This is a genomic window from Dyadobacter psychrophilus, from assembly GCF_900167945.1.
In the GTDB taxonomy this organism is placed as follows: Bacteria; Bacteroidota; Bacteroidia; order Cytophagales; family Spirosomataceae; genus Dyadobacter; species Dyadobacter psychrophilus.
This window is the reverse complement of the sequence record NZ_FUZA01000002.1, coordinates 30,309-51,357: the sequence shown is the minus strand read 5'-3', so window position 1 is coordinate 51,357 and position 21,049 is coordinate 30,309. Positions and strand designations below refer to the sequence as shown.

17 protein-coding genes are annotated in these 21,049 nt (G+C 46.7%); 13 read left to right on the top strand and 4 right to left on the bottom strand.

Annotation, left to right across the window (positions count from 1 at the left end):
- Positions 1–20: 20 nt before the first annotated feature.
- The 6 genes from ccoG to B5X68_RS07340 all read left to right on the top strand — a co-directional run bounded on the left by ccoG (position 21) and on the right by B5X68_RS07340 (position 6,512).
- Complete coding sequence (gene ccoG, locus B5X68_RS07365; RefSeq protein WP_082214075.1) at positions 21–1,448, top strand: cytochrome c oxidase accessory protein CcoG; 1,428 nt, start codon at positions 21–23, stop codon at positions 1,446–1,448.
- A gap of 8 nt (positions 1,449–1,456) precedes the next feature.
- Positions 1,457–1,906 carry a FixH family protein gene (locus B5X68_RS07360; protein WP_082215245.1) on the top strand — a complete coding sequence of 150 codons (450 nt, stop codon included), beginning with the start codon at positions 1,457–1,459 and terminating at the stop codon, positions 1,904–1,906.
- A gap of 5 nt (positions 1,907–1,911) precedes the next feature.
- Positions 1,912–2,619 carry a sulfite exporter TauE/SafE family protein gene (locus B5X68_RS07355; protein WP_141110232.1) on the top strand — a complete coding sequence of 236 codons (708 nt, stop codon included), beginning with the start codon at positions 1,912–1,914 and terminating at the stop codon, positions 2,617–2,619.
- Between the two features lie 128 nt (positions 2,620–2,747).
- Positions 2,748–4,112 (top strand): oxygen-independent coproporphyrinogen III oxidase, encoded by a 1,365-nt coding sequence (gene hemN / locus B5X68_RS07350; RefSeq protein WP_082214073.1) that lies wholly within the window; start codon positions 2,748–2,750, stop codon positions 4,110–4,112.
- 81 nt (positions 4,113–4,193) lie between these two features.
- Positions 4,194–5,426 carry a PAS domain-containing sensor histidine kinase gene (locus B5X68_RS07345; protein WP_229208325.1) on the top strand — a complete coding sequence of 411 codons (1,233 nt, stop codon included), beginning with the start codon at positions 4,194–4,196 and terminating at the stop codon, positions 5,424–5,426.
- Between the two features lie 21 nt (positions 5,427–5,447).
- Positions 5,448–6,512 (top strand): response regulator, encoded by a 1,065-nt coding sequence (locus tag B5X68_RS07340; protein WP_082215243.1) that lies wholly within the window; start codon positions 5,448–5,450, stop codon positions 6,510–6,512.
- On the opposite strand, the gene B5X68_RS07335 is transcribed toward B5X68_RS07340, so the two are convergent.
- Positions 6,496–8,274, bottom strand: a complete 1,779-nt coding sequence (locus B5X68_RS07335; protein ID WP_082215244.1) for a hypothetical protein — start codon at positions 8,272–8,274, stop codon at positions 6,496–6,498. The two genes, B5X68_RS07340 and B5X68_RS07335, sit on opposite strands and share 17 nt — an antisense overlap.
- A 153-nt stretch (positions 8,275–8,427) precedes the next feature.
- Between B5X68_RS07335 and B5X68_RS07330 the strand changes: the two genes are divergently transcribed.
- The 3 genes from B5X68_RS07330 to B5X68_RS07320 are packed head-to-tail and all read left to right on the top strand — an operon-like array spanning position 8,428 to position 12,223.
- On the top strand, positions 8,428–9,426 hold the full coding sequence (locus B5X68_RS07330; RefSeq protein ID WP_082215242.1) for a 2-hydroxyacid dehydrogenase: 999 nt from the start codon (positions 8,428–8,430) through the stop codon (positions 9,424–9,426).
- Positions 9,427–9,483: 57 nt separating this feature from the next.
- Positions 9,484–10,041 (top strand): hypothetical protein, encoded by a 558-nt coding sequence (locus B5X68_RS07325; protein WP_082214071.1) that lies wholly within the window; start codon positions 9,484–9,486, stop codon positions 10,039–10,041.
- 16 nt (positions 10,042–10,057) lie between these two features.
- Positions 10,058–12,223 carry a cation:proton antiporter gene (locus tag B5X68_RS07320; protein WP_082214070.1) on the top strand — a complete coding sequence of 722 codons (2,166 nt, stop codon included), beginning with the start codon at positions 10,058–10,060 and terminating at the stop codon, positions 12,221–12,223.
- Positions 12,224–12,246: 23 nt separating this feature from the next.
- Here B5X68_RS07320 and B5X68_RS07315 read toward each other — a convergent pair whose 3' ends face one another.
- Positions 12,247–13,611: a glycoside hydrolase family 28 protein gene (locus B5X68_RS07315; protein ID WP_082214069.1), complete on the bottom strand. Its 1,365-nt coding sequence runs from the start codon at positions 13,609–13,611 to the stop codon at positions 12,247–12,249.
- 188 nt (positions 13,612–13,799) lie between these two features.
- Here B5X68_RS07315 and B5X68_RS07310 point away from each other — a divergent pair, with 188 nt between their 5' ends.
- From B5X68_RS07310 to B5X68_RS07295, 4 genes are all read left to right on the top strand, one after another.
- On the top strand, positions 13,800–15,059 hold the full coding sequence (locus B5X68_RS07310; RefSeq protein ID WP_082215241.1) for an Hsp70 family protein: 1,260 nt from the start codon (positions 13,800–13,802) through the stop codon (positions 15,057–15,059).
- A gap of 190 nt (positions 15,060–15,249) precedes the next feature.
- Positions 15,250–17,721 (top strand): TonB-dependent receptor, encoded by a 2,472-nt coding sequence (locus tag B5X68_RS07305; RefSeq protein WP_082214068.1) that lies wholly within the window; start codon positions 15,250–15,252, stop codon positions 17,719–17,721.
- Positions 17,722–17,732: 11 nt separating this feature from the next.
- Entirely contained in the window at positions 17,733–19,073 is a 1,341-nt protein-coding gene (locus tag B5X68_RS07300) for a DUF4374 domain-containing protein (protein WP_082214067.1), read from the top strand.
- A gap of 128 nt (positions 19,074–19,201) precedes the next feature.
- Positions 19,202–19,600 carry a hypothetical protein gene (locus B5X68_RS07295; protein WP_082214066.1) on the top strand — a complete coding sequence of 133 codons (399 nt, stop codon included), beginning with the start codon at positions 19,202–19,204 and terminating at the stop codon, positions 19,598–19,600.
- 8 nt (positions 19,601–19,608) lie between these two features.
- Here B5X68_RS07295 and B5X68_RS07290 read toward each other — a convergent pair whose 3' ends face one another.
- Entirely contained in the window at positions 19,609–20,178 is a 570-nt protein-coding gene (locus B5X68_RS07290; protein WP_082214065.1) for a sugar O-acetyltransferase, read from the bottom strand.
- Between the two features lie 133 nt (positions 20,179–20,311).
- Entirely contained in the window at positions 20,312–21,025 is a 714-nt protein-coding gene (locus tag B5X68_RS07285; RefSeq protein WP_141110231.1) for a thioredoxin domain-containing protein, read from the bottom strand.
- Between the last annotated feature and the right edge of the window lie 24 nt (positions 21,026–21,049).

The following is a 21,049-nucleotide window of genomic DNA, read 5'->3' as shown; positions in this document are numbered from 1 at the left end:
AACAGCCGTTTCTATTACAAATGAACAGTTCCCAGCACGTCATAACCGATCCCGATGAATCATTCCGCGACCATTTCAGCGCAGTCAATGAGGATGGAAAGCGCAACTGGTTTTACCCGCAAAAACCAACCGGCAAATGGCATACGCGCAGGTTTTGGTTTACTGTGGGCATATTGACGCTGCTGTTTGTAACGCCGTTTATTAAATACAACGGCCAGCCTTTGCTGCTGTTCAATGTGCTGGAACGCAAATTCATCATTTTCGGCATTTTCATCGGCCCGCAGGATTACTGGCTTTTCGGGCTTACCATGCTTTCGTTCATGATTTTCGTTGTGCTGTTCACTACTATTTTCGGAAGGTTATGGTGCGGCTGGGCATGCCCGCAAACGGTGTTTATGGAAATGGTTTTCCGAAAGATCGAATACGCCATTGAAGGCAATGCCACCAAGCAAAAGCTGCTCAACAAAGCACCCTGGAACGCGGAAAAGATCCTGAGGAAAATGGCCAAATATGCTGCCTTCCTGATCGTGTCCTTTTTGATTGCCAACCTGCTGCTTTCCTATGTGCTGGGCGTGGATGAGCTTTCAAAAATCATTCGTGAGCCCATTGCAGACCACATGTCGCTTTTTGGCGGGATCATTGGTTTTACGGTCATTTTCTATTTCAATTTTGCGTGGCTGCGCGACCAGGCGTGTACGGTGGTTTGCCCCTATGGCAGGCTGCAAGGCGTGTTAATGGACCGCAACACCATTAATGTTGCCTACGATTACCAACGCGGCGAGCCTCGCGGAAAAATCCATAAAAACCAGGAACGCACCGAAGGCGACTGCATCAGTTGCCATCAATGTGTGGCCGTATGCCCAACGGGAATTGACATTAGAAACGGCCTGCAAATGGAATGCGTGAACTGCACAGCCTGCATGGATGCCTGCGACAACATTATGGAAAAAGTAGGCTTTAAAAAGGGCCTGATCCGCTACACTTCCGAAAATGCAATTGTGAAGAAAACCAATAAGCTCATTACGCCGCGGGTTATAGGCGCAATGGTGATGCTGCTTTTGCTATGGTCGGTGCTGGGATTTATGGTTGTCTCGCGCACGGATACGCAGACTATGCTGCTGCGCGCACCGGGCAGCCAATACATTGAAAACAAGGATCAAAGCATTACAAACCTTTATACATTCAAGATTTTCAACAAAACCAACCGTGCGATCAAGCCCGTGATCAGGCTCGAAAGCGTTAAAGGCAAGTTGATTTTCGCAGGCGCTTCACTGGATGGAAACGTGAATTTATCGCTCAATCCGGCGGGTATGATTGAAGGCACTGTCTTCATTGTGGTGCCTGCAAACGCGTTGAAAAAACGCAAGACAACATTGACATTATCGGTTTACCAAGGCAATGAGAAACTGGAAGATTTTGAAACAACATTCATAGCACCAGAGCAATAATGAAAAGCATGAAAATAAATTGGGGAGTTGGAATCACGGCATTGTATATGGGTTTTGTGGCCATGATACTGGTGCTGGTCAGCATGAGCATCGGCCAGAAAATTGATCTGGTAACGGAGCATTATTATGAAGAAGAACTCGGTTTTCAGAATAAAATTGACAAAAAACAGCGCGCTGCCGCGCTGGCAGAGCCTGTGAAATGGCAAGTGACCAGTGAAGGGATCAGCATTGTTTTTCCTGGTAATGTTAAAGAAAATGATTTGGCCGGGGCTATCCATTTATACTGTCCTTCCAATGACAAAAACGACAGGAAATTCAAGATCTCAACCCAAAATCACACCCAGATAATCCCCGTCACCAACATCCCGGAAGGCAGTTACCATCTGCAAATTGATTGGAAAAATAAAGAGCAGACTTACTGGAATGAAGACGTGATCGTAATCAGTCACACAAAATAAAACAAGTGAACAATGCGCTTCCATATCTGGCTTTGACGATGGGGCTGCTCAGCAGTTTCCATTGCATAGGCATGTGCGGGCCCATTGCGCTGGCGCTTCCGGTGCAGAGGGGCAATGCCTGGCAACGGAGTTCGGGTTTGCTTGCCTATAATGTGGGCCGGGCGTGCTCCTATGCCTTGCTGGGCGCGTTGGTTGGTGCTTTTAGCAATGCGCTGGCGTTGATGGGTTATCTCAAATATGCTTCTTTGCTGGCAGGTCTCTTTATGCTGGTTTATGTGATTTGGCCAAAAGCATTTACGCGCTTTTTGGTCGCGCCCGCCATTTTAAGACAGCCTGTTAATTTCATCAAAAATCAAATGGCAGCCCTACTGGGCAGCCGCAAATTGCACGGCTGGCTTCTGCTCGGTTCGCTGAATGGACTACTGCCCTGCGGGCTGGTTTACCTGGCATTAATGAGCTCATTGGCAACAGGAAGCAGCGCTGCCGGAAGCATTTTCATGTTTGTTTTCGGAATGGGCACATGGCCCGCGATGATGGCAGTCGGTTTTTTCAAAAACTGGGTTACGCCCGCTGTCCGCAGCAAATTTCATCAGATCACTCCAATTTTCATTGCGTTCGCAGGCATATGGTTGCTATACCGCAGCACCTTGTTTCAATATCCGCACGCAAGTTATTCCGCAGTTAAGCCCATCACCGAATGTCACGGGAAATAGTGATCCTTCCGGCCCTATAAGCGTTTCGGGGCTACAAATGTTAGTTTTGATACTGACCAAAGTCATGTTTTCCAAGGCGGCTTAACCCTAGTTTTGATTCATAGTAACCATTCAAAAACACGATTACCATGGATAAGGACCTGCTGTTCAAATACAATACACCCGGACCCCGTTATACGAGCTATCCAACCGTTCCTTACTGGCAAAAAACGCCTCCTCAGCAGCAAAAATGGAAGAAGCTGGTCATGGATGCTTTTGAAGTTTCCAATGAAAAAGAGGGTATCAGTCTTTACGTCCACCTTCCTTTTTGCGAGAGCCTATGCACTTACTGCGGCTGCAATACACGCATTACCATAAACCATGCCGTAGAAACAAAATACATTAACGCCGTTCTCAAAGAATGGCAGATGTACATCGCAACATTCGGCGAAACCAAGCCTGTTATCCGTGAAATACACCTGGGCGGCGGCACACCCACCTTTTTTAGTCCTGAAAACCTTAAAATGCTCATTCTGGGCTTGTTAAAGGATTCCATCGTTCACCCTCAAGCCCAGTTTGGCTTTGAGGCACATCCCGGCAATACAACCGACGAACACTTGCAAACACTCTACGAAGTGGGTTTCCGGCGGATCAGCATTGGCGTGCAGGACTTTAATCCGATCGTGCTGGCCATTATCAACCGCGTACAAACTTATGAGCAGGTGAGACACCTCACTTTAAAGGCTAGGGAGATTGGTTACACCTCCGTAAATTATGACATTGTATATGGTTTACCATTCCAAAAGGCGTGTTACATGATGGAAACTATGCAGCGCGTGATCCAGCTGAAACCCGACCGCATTGCCTTTTACAGCTACGCACACGTGCCCTGGATTAAGCCCGGACAAAGGAATTTTACCGAAAAAGACCTGCCGGATGCCGATAAAAAGATGGCCATTTACGAAACGGGTAGAAATGCACTGGAACTGGCAGGATATCAGGACATTGGTATGGATCATTTTGCACTGCCCACCGATTCTTTATACAAAGCACAGCAAGAAGGACGCCTGCACCGCAACTTCATGGGCTACACCGACACGCACACGCAGCTGCTGATCGGACTGGGAGCTTCGGCAATCAGCGACAGCTGGACAGGCTTTGTGCAGAACGAGAAAAAAGTGGAAGATTATTATCAGCGCATTGCAGCCGGAATGATCCCGATCGCACGAGGCCACGAGCTGACCCGCGAAGATCTGATCCTGCGCCGCCATATTTTAAGGTTGATGACGCAGTTTGAAACTGCATGGGCCCATGCAGCCGAATGTTGCCAGGAAGTGTTCGAGTCTGTGGAGCGCCTGGACGAGATGGAATTTGACGAACTCGTTGAATTACAGCCATTCAGCGTGAAGGTTACTGAGAAAGGGAAGCCTTTTATCCGAAACATTTGCATGACTTTCGATGCGCTTTTGTGGGAAAACAAACCGGAAGCGCAACTATTTAGCCAGACTGTTTAAGCTCGACCATATTTTGTCCCTTTCACCAATGTAGTGTACCTTTCTATGTTTGATAGTGATATATTAATTCATACGAAAGTGATGACACGGCATATTGAAATGCTTGATGCCCTCTTTAAACATGCTACGGAAGGAATTGTAGTTGTGGATAAAGCTGGTGCCATTGTAATGCTTAATCCCAAAGCCAAGGAACTCTTTGGCTACACGGATCTGGACCTGATCGGTAAAAAAATAGAAACGCTGATCCCGCAAAGGTTTGCCGGCAACCACGTGCATTACCGCGACCATTACCTGGAAGCGCCGCGCGCAAGGGGAATGGGGCATTTGATGGATCTGTTTGCCAGACGTTTTGACGGCAGTGAATTTCCCGTAGAAGTTAGCCTGAGCCCTTTTAAAACAAGTGATGGTGAATTTGTAGTGAGTTTTGTCATTGATATAACAGAGCGAAAAAAGCAGGAAAACCGCATCAGGGAAGCCAATCTTGAAATACAAAAACTGAATGCGGAGCTGGAAGAAAGGGTTGAACAACGCACAAGAGAACTGGCGGAAGCCGTCAAAAAAGTGGAAGACTCGCAAGAAGAAGTGATACGCGCCTTGAAAAAGGAAAAGGAGCTCAACAACATGAAGAGCCAGTTTGTGACCATTGCTTCCCATGAATTTCGCACGCCGCTGGCCACCATATTATCATCTGCCTCATTGATAGGCCGTTATGGAACGACAGAAGAGGAAGAAAAACGCCAGAAGCATGTGAAACGAATCAAATCGGCAGTCACGAACCTGACAGAGATATTGAATGATTTTCTATCGATCGGTAAGCTGGAAGAAGGCCGCGTGCACAGCATTCCTGTGCAGGTGGAGCTGGAAGCATTCTGCAAGAACCTGATCGACGAGATTCAGGGACTTTGCAAGGAAAAACAGCAAATTCATTTGCAATATGGGGGCAATACGGAGGTTTGGCTGGATAAGCAGTTGCTGCGAAATATCCTTTTCAACCTGCTTTCAAATGGGATCAAATATTCGGATGCAGGAAAAAATATTGTGCTGAAAATCAAGGCAGAAGCCGGTTCCGTGGAGATGGAAGTGATTGATGAAGGCATTGGCATTCCGGAAAAAGACCACCCGAATGTTTTCGACCGCTTTTTCCGGGCACACAATGCGGGCGCAACGCAAGGGACTGGCCTGGGACTGAATATTGTCAAGGATTATGTGACTTTGATGGGCGGCAACGTCACTTTTTCGAGCGAAACCGGAAAGGGAACGACGTTCTTTGTGCGCCTGCCCAATGTGATGCCTGCGCAAGTAAAAATGGATTAAGTACCAACTTAAAAAGTGATCGTGGAAGCTAAAAAAATACTGTTGATTGAAGACAACCCTGAAATGCGGGAAAATACCGCTGAAATCCTCGAATTGGCCAATTATAAAGTAATGACCGCAGAGAATGGCAAGGAAGGCGTGCACCTGACCAGCGAGTTTAAGCCTGACCTGATCATTTGCGACATCATGATGCCCGAACTGGATGGTTATGGCGTGCTGCATTTGCTCAGCAAGGATGAGCATACCGCCCACATTCCCTTCATTTTCCTCACAGCAAAAGCAGAAAAGGACGATTACCGCAAAGGAATGACCATGGGCGCAGACGATTACCTGACCAAGCCCTATGATGACGTGGAGCTGCTCAACATCGTGGAAATGCGCCTGAAAAAAAGCGAAAGGCTCAAACGCCAGTTTGAACGCTCGGCAAAAGGCCTGGACCAGTTCATTGAAGAAGCCAAATCATTTGACCTGATCGCCAAGCTGGCTGAGGATAAAAAGGTGAAAACACTGCGTAAGAAAGAAACTATTTATACCGAAGGCAGTTTTCCTTCCAGTGTTTTTTTCTTACAAAAGGGAAAGGTAAAAGCCTATAAATCAAATGGAAGCGGGAAGGAATACATTACGGACCTGTTTAAGGAAGGTGATTTTTTCGGGTACATTGATCTCCTGCAGGGCGAGCCTTACCAGGAAAGCGCCATTGCACTGGAAGAAGCGGAAGTTTCAATAATCCCCAAGGATGATTTTTTCAATCTGTTGCAGGGAAACCGCGAAGTGTCCTCCAAATTTATCCGCATGCTTTCCAACGAGATCAAAGACCGGGAAGAACGACTGCTGCATTTAGCATACAATTCCGTAAGAAAACGTGTGGCGCAGGCATTGGTAACCTTGGTGCAGCGCTATCAGGAAGATAAGGCCAAGCCATTCTCCATGTCCATCACCCGGGAAGACATTGCCTCAATGGTCGGCACGGCCACGGAAACAGTGATCCGCACCCTTTCGGATTTCAAAGAGGAGCGCCTCATTGATATGAAAGGAAGCCTGATCACTGTTTTTGAATATGAAAAACTGGTTAGAATGCGTAACTGATAAGTCCGGCCTCGGCCGCTTCCAGTTGCGCAAACATTTCATTCTGGTAGGAAATGCTTTGATTAAGTTTGGGGATCAGCGCTTTGTAGTAGGCGATCCCATCCAGCAATTGTTCCCGGAATTTGTTGAGATATTTCTCCTTTTTCTCGGTGAACGCTTTCGCATTGACTTCAACATCTTTCAGGTAATGGGTCATATAAAGGTTCAACTCGTTGATAAACATGTTTGGCCGTGCCACGCCAGCCAGCAAATCAACCCTTCCGTAAATGTGATCGACCATTTCACTGAGCTTGTAAATTTCTGAAAACCAGGCTAGGTTTGGGCCCGGGCATATGGATACGGCGTGATTTTCTCTGGGGGTTAATAGGTTATGTTTGATCAATGTTGCGGTGCTAAGGCCTTCGCAGAGGCAGAGCTTTTCGGTGACTGCACTGATTTTTTGCTCGCGTTCGGCCGGCGATAATGCCAGAGATTGGATCTGCTTTATTTTCAAATTTTGATATTGGCGGGAGGCAGTGCAGATCGGTTCTGCGGTGAATTCTGTGTTGGACACCAGGTATTTTTTCTTGCAAGGACTTCCCGGTCTTCCTTTCGCGATCCTTTCCAGGCGCTGCTTTTCGGCGCTGCTTCTTTTGAAATTATTGAACAAAACACCCAGCGGCGAGGAATTGGAAACATAATAATCGCTGCTATCAGCTTTGGTAAGCTCGCTCAATGTTTGTTCATCCACATTGGTAACTTCCGGCACGAGCAGGAACGGGCTCCCCCACCCGGTTGCGTCCACCTTATAATGTTTTAGTAAAAATTCATCTTCCTGGGCAGTGCCAATTCCGCCCTGGACGGTGATGCGCAACGCAGGAATATCTTTAATATCAATGCTTTTGGTGCCTAATGCAGCCTGGTATAATGCAAACAGGTCGGTAAGCATTTCCTGTTTTTTCATTTTAAACTCTTCCAAGATCGGCCCGAGCAGGAATCCGTCGGTTGCAAAAGCGTGGCCGCCGCAATTCAGGCCCGATTCTATCCGAAATTCGGAGACCCATATTCCTTTTTTGGCCAGATATTTGGCCTGAATGAATGCGGAACGAAAGTCGCTTACTTTCAGGATGATCTGCTTTTTGAAATGTCCGTTTTGGTCCGGGAAAAAGTCCGGGAAACTCTCCAGATAATTGTAAAGTCGCGGATTCATGCCCGCAGAAAGCACCAATGCAGACGATAATGTGCTGTTGGCAAATCCGCGCAAGGCAGCCGAAGCATCGGAAAACTGATCTTCCAGATTTTGTCCGGAGGCATCTTTATTAACCTTATCAACCTTTGACATAATGTTGACATCGATAGCGCCTTTGGCAAGCTGTGATTTCAATGTCGTCTGCAAAAGCTGTTTGTCATCCGCTGATGCGGTTTCGCACATTTGCAGATATTGCTTTTTAAGCGCTGAATGCTCAGGCAAGAGCTGGAAATACATATTAAGCGCGGCGCCACCCTCAAAAGATTGTTGTTTCAGATCTTCAAAATTCTTATCAACAATGCGGTTGACCAGGTTCAGATAGGCCGTAATGCGTCTTGCTCGAAAATCTTCTTCGTTTTTATTAATTGGGACAAAAACCTCACCATTGGCTAGGGTATGATGCTTTCGCATGCGTTCGATCATCTCGTCGTCGACAATAGACATAACCGAGGAAATCCCGAAATGGGACACTTTTACAGGAGTATCAACCGAATATCCGAGGCCTAAAACCGGGATATGAAATGTATGATGCATGGTTTGCGCATTTGAATAATAATGATCCAAAACTAGATCAGCCTTGCCAAAGAAATATTGACATGGATTGCCGGTTTAACTGATAAATGTCATTGGAAAGACGTTCCTTACATGGAATTTTTGCCGAATTTCCTTCAACGAATTACTGCGCTTATGAAAATCTTATTCTTTTCCGCAAAACCATACGACCGTACTTTTTTTGAGCAGCATAACGAGCGTTATGGCTTTGAGCTCGAATTTTTAGAGACACATTTAGGTCCGCACATTGTGGAAGCGGTTCAGGATCAGATTGCTGTGTGTGTTTTTGTAAATGATAAAGTGAATGCAGAAGTGATAGCCGTGCTGGCCGAAAAAGGCGTGAAGATCATTGCGCTGCGTTGCGCGGGTTTTAATAATGTTGACCTGGAAGCAGCCCGTGAAAAGGGCATGCGCATCTGCCGCGTGCCCGAATATTCGCCCCAGGCCGTTGCCGAGCATACTGTGGCGATGCTGTTAACACTTAACCGAAAAACCCACAAAGCTTACAACCGGGTCAGAGAGCAAAATTTCGCTTTAAACGGCCTGATGGGCTTTAATTTATACGGCAAAACTGTCGGGGTAATCGGCACCGGAAAAATAGGCGCTGCATTCTGCAAAATAATGAAAGGTTTTGGCTGCAAGGTGATCGCTTATGACATTGCTGCTAATGCAGTTTTACAGGCAAATGGCATTGCATATCACGATCTTGAAACCGTGCTGGGCAGTTCGGATATCATCTCTCTGCATTGCCCGCTCAATGAGCATACGCATCACATGATCAATGCCCAAACGCTGCAAAAAATGAAAAAAGGCGTGATGCTGATCAACACCAGCCGCGGCGGGCTTATCAACACGCCGGATGTTATTGATGCATTAAAAAACAAACACGTTGGCTACTTCGGCATTGACGTTTATGAGCAGGAAGAGAAACTATTTTTTAAAGATCTTTCAGAAAGCATAATTGAGGACGACACTATCCAGCGTTTGATGAGCTTTCCCAATGTGCTGGTAACGGCGCACCAGGGATTTTTCACGGAGGAGGCACTTTCTGAGATCGCCCAGGTGACACTCAGCAGCATTGATGCGCTGGCCAAGGGCGCCGAACCTGATAACAAATCGGTGATTTTGGTTTAATCAATTTGAAATCCTGCCTGGAATTACCCACCTTACACGCTCTAAAAAAGGACACGCATGAAAAGATGGACATTATTTTTTCTGGTTTTCGCGGCGGCATTGCAGGGTTGCGGATATAAGGAAAAGGAAGCGCAGCTGAGCAAGAGAGAGCAGCAGATCGCCGAAAAAGAGCAAACATTAATGCAATGGGAACAGCGTCTGACGCTGCTGGAAAAGGAGTTGCAGGAAAAAAAGAAAAAGCAACAACAAGATTCTACCGCTGTCACCGATTCGCTGCAGGCGCAGCCTGTTACAGGCAAGTGGATCGTAAAGATGCGCTGTACGGAAACCAATTGCAGCGGATCGGCCATCGGGGATTCTAAAACGGAAACCTGGGAAATAGCCTATCACAACAAAGGAATTGTTGTAAATACTTTTACAGGAAACGAACTGTCCAGGATTTACAACGGTTCTTTCAGCCAACCCCGGCTTGAAGCCACCAGTGGTCAACCCGGCTCCGAATCGGTGATGCGGGTGATGCTGGAACTGAAAGATGGTAAAATGGAAGGGATGCGGGAAGTGGAGCGCACCGATTGCAAAATCCGCTACACCCTGACTGCCGAGCGGCAGAAATAATCCTAAACTTGTGCGTATGACTTCGTTGCTGTTACTAGACCTCTCATTACCCCTCAAAAACCCCGTTATCATTTTTTCGGTGGTGCTTTTTATTATCCTGTTTGCACCCATCATTTTCAACCGGATCAAGGTCCCTCACATTATCGGATTGATTATTTCAGGGATGATCGTGGGCCCGTATGGATTGAACCTGCTAAGCCGCGATAGCAGCATTGTGCTGTTTGGAACGGTTGGTTTGCTTTATATTATGTTTCTGGCGGGTCTGGAAATTGATCTGGCCGAGTTTAGAAAAAACCGTAACAAGATCATTGTCTTTGGGTTAACCACATTCCTGCTGCCGCTTGTCACTGGCACGCTGGCCAGTTATTATATCCTGGGGTATGGATTTTTGTCTTCGCTGCTGCTGGCGAGTATGTTTTCCACCCACACATTGGTTTCCTATCCCATTGCCAGCAAATACGGCGTTACACGCAACCGGGCGATCAATATGACTGTGGGCGGTACAATGATCACCGATATCCTTGCGCTTCTGATTCTGGCAGGCGTAGCGGGTATGTCCAAGGGCGACGTCTCGCCAGCATTCTGGTTTAGGCTGGGTTTTTCGTTCATCATTTTTGTGGCCGTCGTCCTTTTAGTTTTTCCAATAATCTGCCGCTGGTTTTTTAAGCGCTTCGAAGACAGCATTTCACAATACATATTTGTGCTGGCAATGGTTTTTCTAGCCTCTTTTTTGGGCGAGCTTGCAGGTGTTGAAGCCATCATCGGCGCCTTTTTCTCTGGTTTGGTATTAAATAAATTTGTCCCCCATTCTTCCCCGTTGATGAACCGCATTGACTTCGTTGGCAATGCGCTGTTCATTCCATTTTTCCTGATTAGCGTGGGAATGCTGGTCGATATCAGCGTATTGGTCAAAGGCTGGGGCGCTTTAAGAGTTGCCGGTGTGATCCTGGTGATCGCATTGGCTAGTAAATATCTGGCGGCCTGGATCACTCAGAAAGTGTTTCGGCTCTCTTCTGATGAGGGATTAATGATCTTCGGGCTAAGCTCATCGCACGCGGCTGCTACGCTGGCCATCATTCTGGTTGGCTATAACATTATCGTAGGTGAAACCGCGCTGGGCGAGCCTATCAGGCTTTTGGACGAAGACGTTCTGAATGGCACAATCGTGCTGATCCTGGTCAGTTGCGCTGTTAGTTCCTTCGTTGTGGAAAGAGCTTCCAAAAAGCTGGCATTATTGCAGGAAGAAGAAAACCCGGAAGATGCCGCCGCCGCCAGCAACGAGAAAATACTGGTTTCTCTTTCCTACCCCGATATGATTGCCGACCTGGTGGATTTTGGGATTATGTTAAAGGCAAAACACAGCACCATTCCGCTTTACGGCCTGCACATTGTCACCGACCAGGATCAGAAGCACGACTCTGCCTCACACGGTAAGAAGATCCTCAACAAAGCTGTTGACCATGCCAGCGCATCGGAAAATATACTGGTGCCGCTGACACGCTATGATGCCAATATTGGAAACGGCATTACTTACACCATTAAAGAACAAGACATTACAGACGTGGTGATTGGCTTGCATCAGAAAACGGATCACAAAACATTTCTGGGGCCAAAAATCGAGAGCATTGTCAAGCGTGTTTTTGAAACGATATACATTTACAAACCGGCTCAACCATTTAACACCCTTAACCGCATTGTTGTGGCCATTCCGCCAGCAGGCAGCAATGACCCGGGTTTCCTGCACTGGCTTGGCAAGCTGATTACACTGGCGAAACTGAATGCTATGCCCATCCAGTTTTATGCCTCCGCACGAACAATCAAGGCTATCAATGGTATTATTGCCCGGAAAACAACCACTGTGGAGGTACAATTCAGCGTTTTCAGTGCCTGGGACGATTTTCTGATTTTTTCCAGGGAGCTGAAAATAGATGATCTGTTTGTCATCGTTTCGGCAAGAAAAGGTTCTGCATCTTATCTGTCACAACTGGAAAAATTGCCTGGTTATCTCTCCAATTATTTTCAGGAGCAAAGCTTGCTGCTGATCTATCCCAAGCAACTCGAATCAGGCATTAACATGAGCGACATCGAGCAGGCCGACGGCGCATTGATCGGGACATTGTCAGAAAAATTGGGATCACTCACCAAGGCTGCCAGATATCTTCGCAAAATGCTGGGTGACTGACATTAAGAAAGGTTTGCCCTGTATTACCGTTTCAGGTTTACCACATTGAAGAATTCCAGGGCTTTCCCCTTGCTTTCGACATTTACATTTTTGAGCAGCAAATTATCAACATACTCAAAAGAACCTGCTTCCTGGGCCTGGATTGATACATCCTGTAAAACAATATTTTCTGCGTGCGCTAGTGGCCAACCAAGGAAAGTAATGGCCTTTTTCATATTGGCAGCCGTGACATTCCGGATTGTGATATTTCGATACTTCGGCGTAGCGTTTTCAAAAGGCACTTTTATCTTTTGCCATTCATCGATGTAGTCTTCACCAGTTACTTTCCGCAGCGCGTAATCAATTGCAACGTCCCCGTTTCTGATATCCCAACCTTCATGCGTTATATTTTCGATAACCCCGCCGCGGCCGGGCCGCGGCTTGAATTTAATTGCAGCATTGTTGCCATCGGCTCTACAATTACGGATAAGAATGTTTCTCACGCCTCCCGCAGTTTCGGTTCCCATGGAAACGCCGCCGTGGCCTTTTTGGAATAAACAGTCTTCGATCACCACATTTTCAGTAGGAATGTTGATGCGAAGTCCATCGGATCCTCTTCCTGATTTTACAGCAATACAATCATCGTCAACTGAAATTGTACAGTTGCGCACCAGAATATCCCGGCTGGAATCCAAATCAATCCCGTCGGTACTCGCTGCTTTTTTCCCCTCGTCCAGCACCGGGTTGTAGATGTTCAGATCCAGCAGCTCGATGGATTTGCTGTAACAAATGTGGACTGTCCAAAACCCCGAATTCATGAGTTTCAGTCCGCTAATGCCTGCATTTGAAACTTTATCAAATAAAATTAGCCGTGGCCGTGGCACGTACCAGTCGATCAGATCAGGCAGAACTGTCCTTTTTAAACTGTCCCTTTTGATCCAGTAATCCTGCCACCAGTAATAACCTGATCCATCAATTGTACCCTCGCCTGAGATATGCACATTATCGGCATTGATGGCATTAATGAAGGCCGATGGCCAATCCATTTCAATTCCAGCTACGCGCGTGTTTTTCAAAACGGGATAATGTTCCAAGCCCGCTACTCCTCTGAGCTTGGCACCTTTTGTTATTTTTAGCTCTACATTACTTTTCAGAAAAATGGCCCCTGATGAATAAACGCCACCAGCTATGAGGACAGCTCCACCACCTTTTTGAGCGCAATAATCAATGGCTTTCTGAACTGCTTTTGTATTGATGGTTACAGAATCTCCAACTGCCCCAAACTTTCGTATGTCAACTTCCTGAACAGAAACTTTTTTTCTTACAGTGTTATTCTTCTGAGCCAGAGCGCAGCATAACCCACTCATTAACAAAACAATAGCGATAAAATATGTACGTTTATATATCATCCTATAACGGTTTTAGGGCTTTCCCGCCTGTTACACAAGATAACCACCACGGCAAACCTGTTTGCTGTTTTGACGGAAAAAAGGGGGTTTAACCCTATATCCATTGAGTCAAACTTATCTTTCAAACCGAACATTCGTTTGGATTGCCGAATTAATAATGAGAAATTGCGCGCCCAATTTTTAAAATGATGACGACTTCTGTTTTTTGCGGTATTGATTTTGGCACTTCTAATTCCAGCCTGGCTGTGGCAAATCAAAACGATGTTTTCCTGGTTCCGGTTGAAAATGATAACCACACCATTCCCAGTGCCATGTTTTTTGCACGAAAAGACAACCACGCATACTTTGGCCGTCAGGCAACGGAGCGTTTTCTGAATCGCCAGCCAGGCCGCTTAATGCGTAGCCTAAAACGCGTTTTGGGAAGTTCGGCTATGCGTCAGGGCACAATGGTCAATGGCGAGCTGATGAAATTCGACCAGATCATTGCCGCATTTTTAGACCAGATGAAACGCAAGGCGGAAGCAGACTGCGGAAGTGAGCTCCGGCATGTGGTCATGGGAAGGCCCGTACATTTCGTAGATAATGATTCGGCAGCGGATCAGCGGGCAGAAAATGAGCTGAAACAAATCGCAAAAAATCTGGGCTTTGAACACGTCGGATTTCAGTTTGAACCCATTGCGGCAGCATTCGCCCACGAAGCAAGGGTTGCAGGAGAAAAGCTGGCCATGGTGGTTGATCTGGGCGGCGGAACCTCCGATTTTACTATAATAAGGCTTTCCAAAGAAAACGCCGTCAAGCACGACAGGAACGAAGACATTCTGGCCAATACAGGCGTGCGGCTTGGAGGAAATGATTTTGACAGGGACCTAAGCCTGGCCGAAATGATGCCTGAGCTGGGTTTCCGCTCTAAATACGGAGCCAAGAACCTGGAAGTGCCCTCCTACCATTACTTTGATCTGTCCGAATGGAGCAAAGTGAATTTTTTGTATACCAACAGGATTCTGTTTCAGGCCAAACAACTGCTTCGTGAAACACACGATCCGGTGCGTTATGGCAGGCTTATCAGCGTGCTTGAACAGGAGACGGGACACGCCGTGCTTGCCGAAACAGAGAAGATCAAGATCGGCCTTGCCAGCAGCGAAAACTTTGCCGCCGCGCTCGATTTTATTGATCAGGATCTGCGCATTGACGTTGCCAGAAAAGATTTTGATGCTGCTATCACTACAAAAACCGAGCGTATTGTGCAGTCTGCACGGGAATGTCTGCAAGCGGCAGGCGTGACGCCGGAAAGGATCGGTCTGGTGATCATGACCGGCGGCTCAACCGAGATTCCGCTTATCCAACACCAATTCCGGCAACTTTTCCCGGCTGCGGAATGGTCCGAAGAAAACAAACTTTCCAGCGTAGGGCTTGGCCTGGCCTACGATGCCCGCAATCGCTTTTCGTAACAGCGTCTACACCATCAATATTCCCTCTGGCGTCACTAGAATTCCCTTTGACGTCATTTTTCCTAAATCCGGGAATCTATCTTTGCCCTCGATATAATTAGTCTAAATAAGACCGGATATATTCAGACCCTCATCTCTTGCAAAACAGTGATGGCAACTGCCAGGCAACAAATATTTAGGAAAAAAGCTGATGTTATTGAGACATTCTCTACTGATTACGGCGATCGTTACGCTGTTCAATTTTAATATTCTTGCACAGACAACCAGTCAGAAAACAGCGGTTATAAAAGGCAGGTTAAAGGAAGAAAAAGGCTCGGTGGTGAGCTTTGCAACAATCCGGATTACCGGCACCAATATTGCTACGTTTTCCGAAACTGACGGCACATTCCTGCTCAAAGAAGTACCTTACGGAAATCAGGAGATCGTGATTACATCGGTTGAAATAAAAGCCAAAGCTTTCAAATTCAATGTCGACAAGCCCTATCACGAGATCAGCCCGGTTGTGGCCAAAACTGCACTGGATCTCAACGAAGTGCAGATTGTTGAGAAAACAGAAAAAAAACAGATTGAAACGCAGGGATTCGCTGTTGCCGTCATTGAAACCAAGGAGGCCTCACTGCGAAACCTGACTACCAATGAATTGCTGGACCGGGCGGTGGGTGTTCGCGTGCGTCAAAACGGCGGCATCGGATCGCGCGTAGAGTACAATCTCAATGGTATGTCTGGCAGCGCCGTTGGCATATTTCTGGACGGCATTGAGATAGCCACTTATGGATCTTCATTTAACCTGAATAATATCCCCCCGGCGATGATCGAGCGCATCGAGGTCTATAAAGGCGTGCTTCCTTCTCACCTTACCGGCGATTATGTAGGCGGGGCCATCAATGTTGTTTTGAAAAAAGATGCCTCGCAAAACAACATTACTGCCGCCGTAGCTTACGGATCATTCAACACGTTCCAATCCGACCTGTCGGGCATTTACCGAAACAAAAAAAGTGGTTTTACAACAAGGGCGTCGGGCTTTTATACCTATACGGATAACAGCTATACGACCTGGGGGAAGTTTTCCAAGTTTGTCCATCCCGACAGGACATTGGAGCGGTATTACAAGGCCAAAAGATTCAATAATACATACAAGTCTATCGGGGCAAGGTTTGAAGTTGGATTTACCAATGTTAAATGGGCTGACCAGTTCTTTTTGGGATATAACATTTCTGATACTTACAGCGAAATACCGCATGGCACCACCATGGCAAAGCCCTATGTAGGAAGGTTTGGCGAGTATCAGGCGCATGTAGTGAGCCTGAATTACAACAAGAACAACTTTTTGGCGAAGGGTTTGGCAGTTAATGTCAATGCTGTCAGAAGTTACAGGAGCACTTATGTTCAGGATACGGTCGGTCAGGTTTACAACTGGGACGGCAGGCCCAGAATGCTCATCAGAAACGGAGTGGAAATACCGGTTCCACCGACGGCGGGCATGGGTCAGCAAGGGCCTAAAAGCATTGTGCAGGTGAACCGGCAGATCACCAACATGCGGACGAACCTGGGCTATACCGTCGCGCCCGGTCACAGGGTTTCGCTCAATCACAAACTGGAAACAACAGACAGGGATGATAATGATCTGCTAAACCCTGTTAACAAAGACCTGGTAACTGTGAGCAATGTAATGAACAACATCTTTGCTATGAACTATGAGGCCCAGCTGCTGAATGATAAATTAAGGACCAACTTACTAGCCAAATATACTTTCAACCGGACCATTCACACGCGGCCTGAATTAGTAGAACAGGATGGTGCCAATATTATTAACCGGATCCGCAACAAGACCGTCAATAACAACAAGGGCTATGGCGCTACGGTTTCCTACAATGTTGTTTCCAAAATGTACGTGATCGGCTCTACCGAAAACTCTTATGTAGCAGCAACCGAAAACCAGCTATATGGTGATCCCGAAAACAATATCCTGGAAAGTCCGGGCCTGATACCCGAAAAGAATGTGAATTATAATCTTGGGGTGCGGCACGGCCCTATTCAGCGGGGCAAACATAAAATCACGCTCTATGCAAGTGCATTCTGGCGAAATGGTTTTGATAAAATTACCCAGCAGGCAGTGGAAGACCAGATCGTGCAGGGCAGGGAAAGTGATGCAGATATCCAGGTAACCAAATATGTGAACCTTGGCAGAACGCAGTCCAGGGGCTTTGAAGGTGAGATCATTTATATATACGATAACCGCCTGAATGCCCTTTTTAATTTTTCCAAATTCAACACACTGTTCAAGCAGAAATTTGATCAACAGGGCAATCCTCATGACCTGTATAATTTACAGCTGCCCAACGAGCCGTTTTTTACTATGAACGGCAGTTTCCAGTATCGGCTCAACGACAAGTTTCAGAAAAAATCGATTTTAAACATTTACTATAACACGGGCTTTGTAGGCGCTTTCAGAACTGTCTGGATGGATTCAGAGTGGTTTACTACGCCCACACAGTTCTACCACGACATCGGCGCAAGCTACCGGCTTCCGAGTGGCAAACTGGTGGTGAGTTTCGATTTAAAAAATATTCTCAATGCAGAAATGTATGACAATTTCGGCGTGCAGAAGCCGGGAAGGGCAATTTCAATCAAGTTGAATTATACAATCAGTAAATTTTTATAATCCTTTTCAAAATGAAAAAAAATCTGTTTACGGCAGCGATACTTAGTATGACCCTGGTCTTTGCGGCTTGCAAGGATGACGAACCAGCGCCCGGTCCAGGTGTGGAAACCCCGGGAAGTGCAAGAGAATTTGTATCCTTGACCGCTTCTATTCCCGATGAAGCGGGAACAGCCGGTAATGGCGGGACTATGGCTTACGCGATCACGCACGAACAAGCGATCGACCCAAATTTTTCGGTTAATATTTACCAAAATGGCTTTGGTTTAAGGTCTGCCCGCACAGCGCGTGTACAGGCCTCCGAGGATGGCACTGAGCTTTACAACATTCAGTACACAGGCGAAGATGGCGGCGTGTTTAACAAATATCTGGTGAAAGGCGCCAAAGATTATCAGGATACAGGCAATGAACTGGATCTGTCCGATATCGTTGGAACATCTCCACGCTGGACAAAAGCCGCTGAAAATATCGGGATCGGCGTGCACTTGACAGGAAGCACAACCGTTACGGAAGGCGCAGCACCCAACCACATCTTCAAATACACCAGAGGCAAAGTTAGGATTGCCGTTATTGACCTGGAAAATGCAAAAGTGCCTAACTCTACCGAGTTCGACTTCCCCCTCCCGGCTGAATTAGAAGCGCAGGGATATTCAGTGGGCCGCATTGATGTGCCGGTTTTAAATCAGGCTAAAAACAAGATCTTCATTGGTTGCAATGTCAGCAAAATAGATCCTGCCAAGCTGTCTTACAACACAGCCGGCGAGCCGGTCTGGGCAAATGATGCGGCCAACAGAACCATCGGCACCACGACGCTTGTAGTAGATTACCCTTCACTGCAAAATCCGAAGCTGATCTATTCTACGCTTTCTAAAACTAACAATCACTCATACCGCACCATGACACAGTACGTAGGCACGGATGGTCATGTTTACCAGGCAACTGCTACGGGTGGAAAAGATATCCTGCGCATCAGCAAAAGCAACGATGAATATGACAACGGCTATCATTTCAATCTGGACGCGGCCCTGAGCCTTACAGACACCCGTATTCAGGCATGGAGATATATCCAGGACGGTGTTGGTTTGGTATTGTATAACATTGCCGGAAAAGGTGGTTATATGGCCTTAATCGATCTGAATGCAAAAACAGCTGCCAAGATCAGCAGCGATTACGAAGCAGGACTGGACTTTGGACAGTATCAAAATCTGGCAGTAAGCGGAGATTATGTGTATGTACCATTAACACCAACAGGCCAAGCGGGCCGGTTATATGTTGTCAACTGGAAAACAAAAGAAGTCATTAAAGGAACCACATTGACAGGCCAGTCGGGATCAAGCTATCTGGGTTCTTACTAAATTGCATTATTAAATTCATGTACTGTGACAGGCGGACATCCGGAAGGGTTGTCCGCCTGTTGCTATATGCGGGTTTGTATTAATTTTACAAAACAGCCTTCAATAATGCTGCAAAACAGCCTTCACTAATGAATAGAAACAGAAAACTGATTTTCCTTGTCCTGATTGTTGCCTTGATCGGATATATTATTTACGATTCGACTTCACAGCCTACGGTGGATGATCTGGAAGGCAATTTTATAGAAGTAGCCAGCTTCCGAAACCAAAACAATAAGGGCCCGATTGTGCGGATCTATGCTGCTACGGTGGAAGGGCCGGTTTTTGATAAGATGAAAGAATACGGCGATATGATGCCCTATACAAAATATGGCACGACAACCGTCTACTTTTTTGATGCTTCCAAGCCTGTTCCCAACGCATTGGTACAAACGAAACCCCATTTTGACCCCGAGTTTAATGACAACTGCTACGCCGTTTATATAAAAGATCAAAACGGCGAAGTTATGTTTCAAAAATCCCCTTTCTGACATTCATTTCAAGCCGGCTTTTCTACCAATGAACGGATCACGCGGCATGGATTGCCGGCGGCAAAAACATCGGCCGGAATGTCCCTGGTTACCACGCTGCCAGCCCCGATAATAGAGCGATCGCCAATGGTGACGCCAGGATTGATGACTGCGCTGCCCCCTACCCAAACATCTTCTCCAATGGTGATCGGCTTGGCGGACTCTACGCCCGAGGCCCTGGTCACGTAATCAATCGGATGCGTGGCCGTGTAAATTTGAACATTAGGCCCAAACAGCGTACGGCTCCCGATACGCACATAAGTGACGTCCAAAACCACACAATTAAAGTTGAAAAACACACTCTCACCCACAATGATGTTGCTTCCGTAGTCACAGTAGAACGGCGGTTGCAGCCAAAGGTTCTGTCCTGCATTGGGGATTAATTGCTTTAAAATCGCAGCCCTTTTTTCGGGCTCATCTTCCCGGCCTGCATTCAGATCCAACAGCAGCAATCGGGTCTGGGTGCGTTCGTGGGTCAGTTGAGGGTCAAGGGCAATGTATAGCTCGCCGTCGAGCATTTTCTCTTTCTCGGTTTTCATGTTGTAATGAAGTTAATGGTCAAATAAGTGCCTTAATATACATATCCAACAAACATGCCAGCCAATTAAATAAAAAATACCGGACAGGTTTCCCATCCGGCATTTCGCTTATCGCTAACGCGCACCTTTGACATTACAATGTCTGACTGTGCAGGATCTTTTCGATCTCGGCTTTGGAGGCACCGCCTTTTTTCTGCCATACGATCTGATTATTTTTGTATAAAATCAATGTGGGCAGGCCAACCACACCCAGTTCTTTGACCAGGCTTTTGTTTTCATAAGCCTCAATTTTAACCACCTTCACATGCGAAGCTTGCTCGGTTTTAATGGAATCAATGGTCGGGTCCAGCTTTTTGCAGCCCGGGCAGTAACGCGATCCGAAATCAACCAAAACCAACTTGTCGCTTTGCAGTGATGCGGTGTATTCATCGAGTGAAAGTCCCTTTCCGGTTGTTGAAATCACCGGCCTGCCCAGCCCGATCCACTTGCTGAGCCCGCCCGGAATTTCTGTCACATCCTGAAAACCTGCATTGCGCAGGTCTTGGGCCAGCACGCCGCTGCGGCCGTTTCCGATTGAGTATATGAATGTTGGTTTGTCTTTGCTAAGCTTTGCAATGTGTTTTTCAAAATCCCCTTTATTGCCAATGCTAAAACTTACGGCGCCTTCCAGATGGTTCTGCTGATATTCCTCTGGCAAGCGCGCATCGAGGATCTGGGCATTCTTGCCGGCTGCTTTCAGTTTCTCCTCAAATGCTTCAAAAGTCAGCAGTTCCCTTTTTTTGGTTTGCTGGGCAAACGTGCTGGTTGCAATCAGCGAAACAAACAGTAACACGATCAGGTTTTTCATGATTAAAATATTGGTTTGAAAATT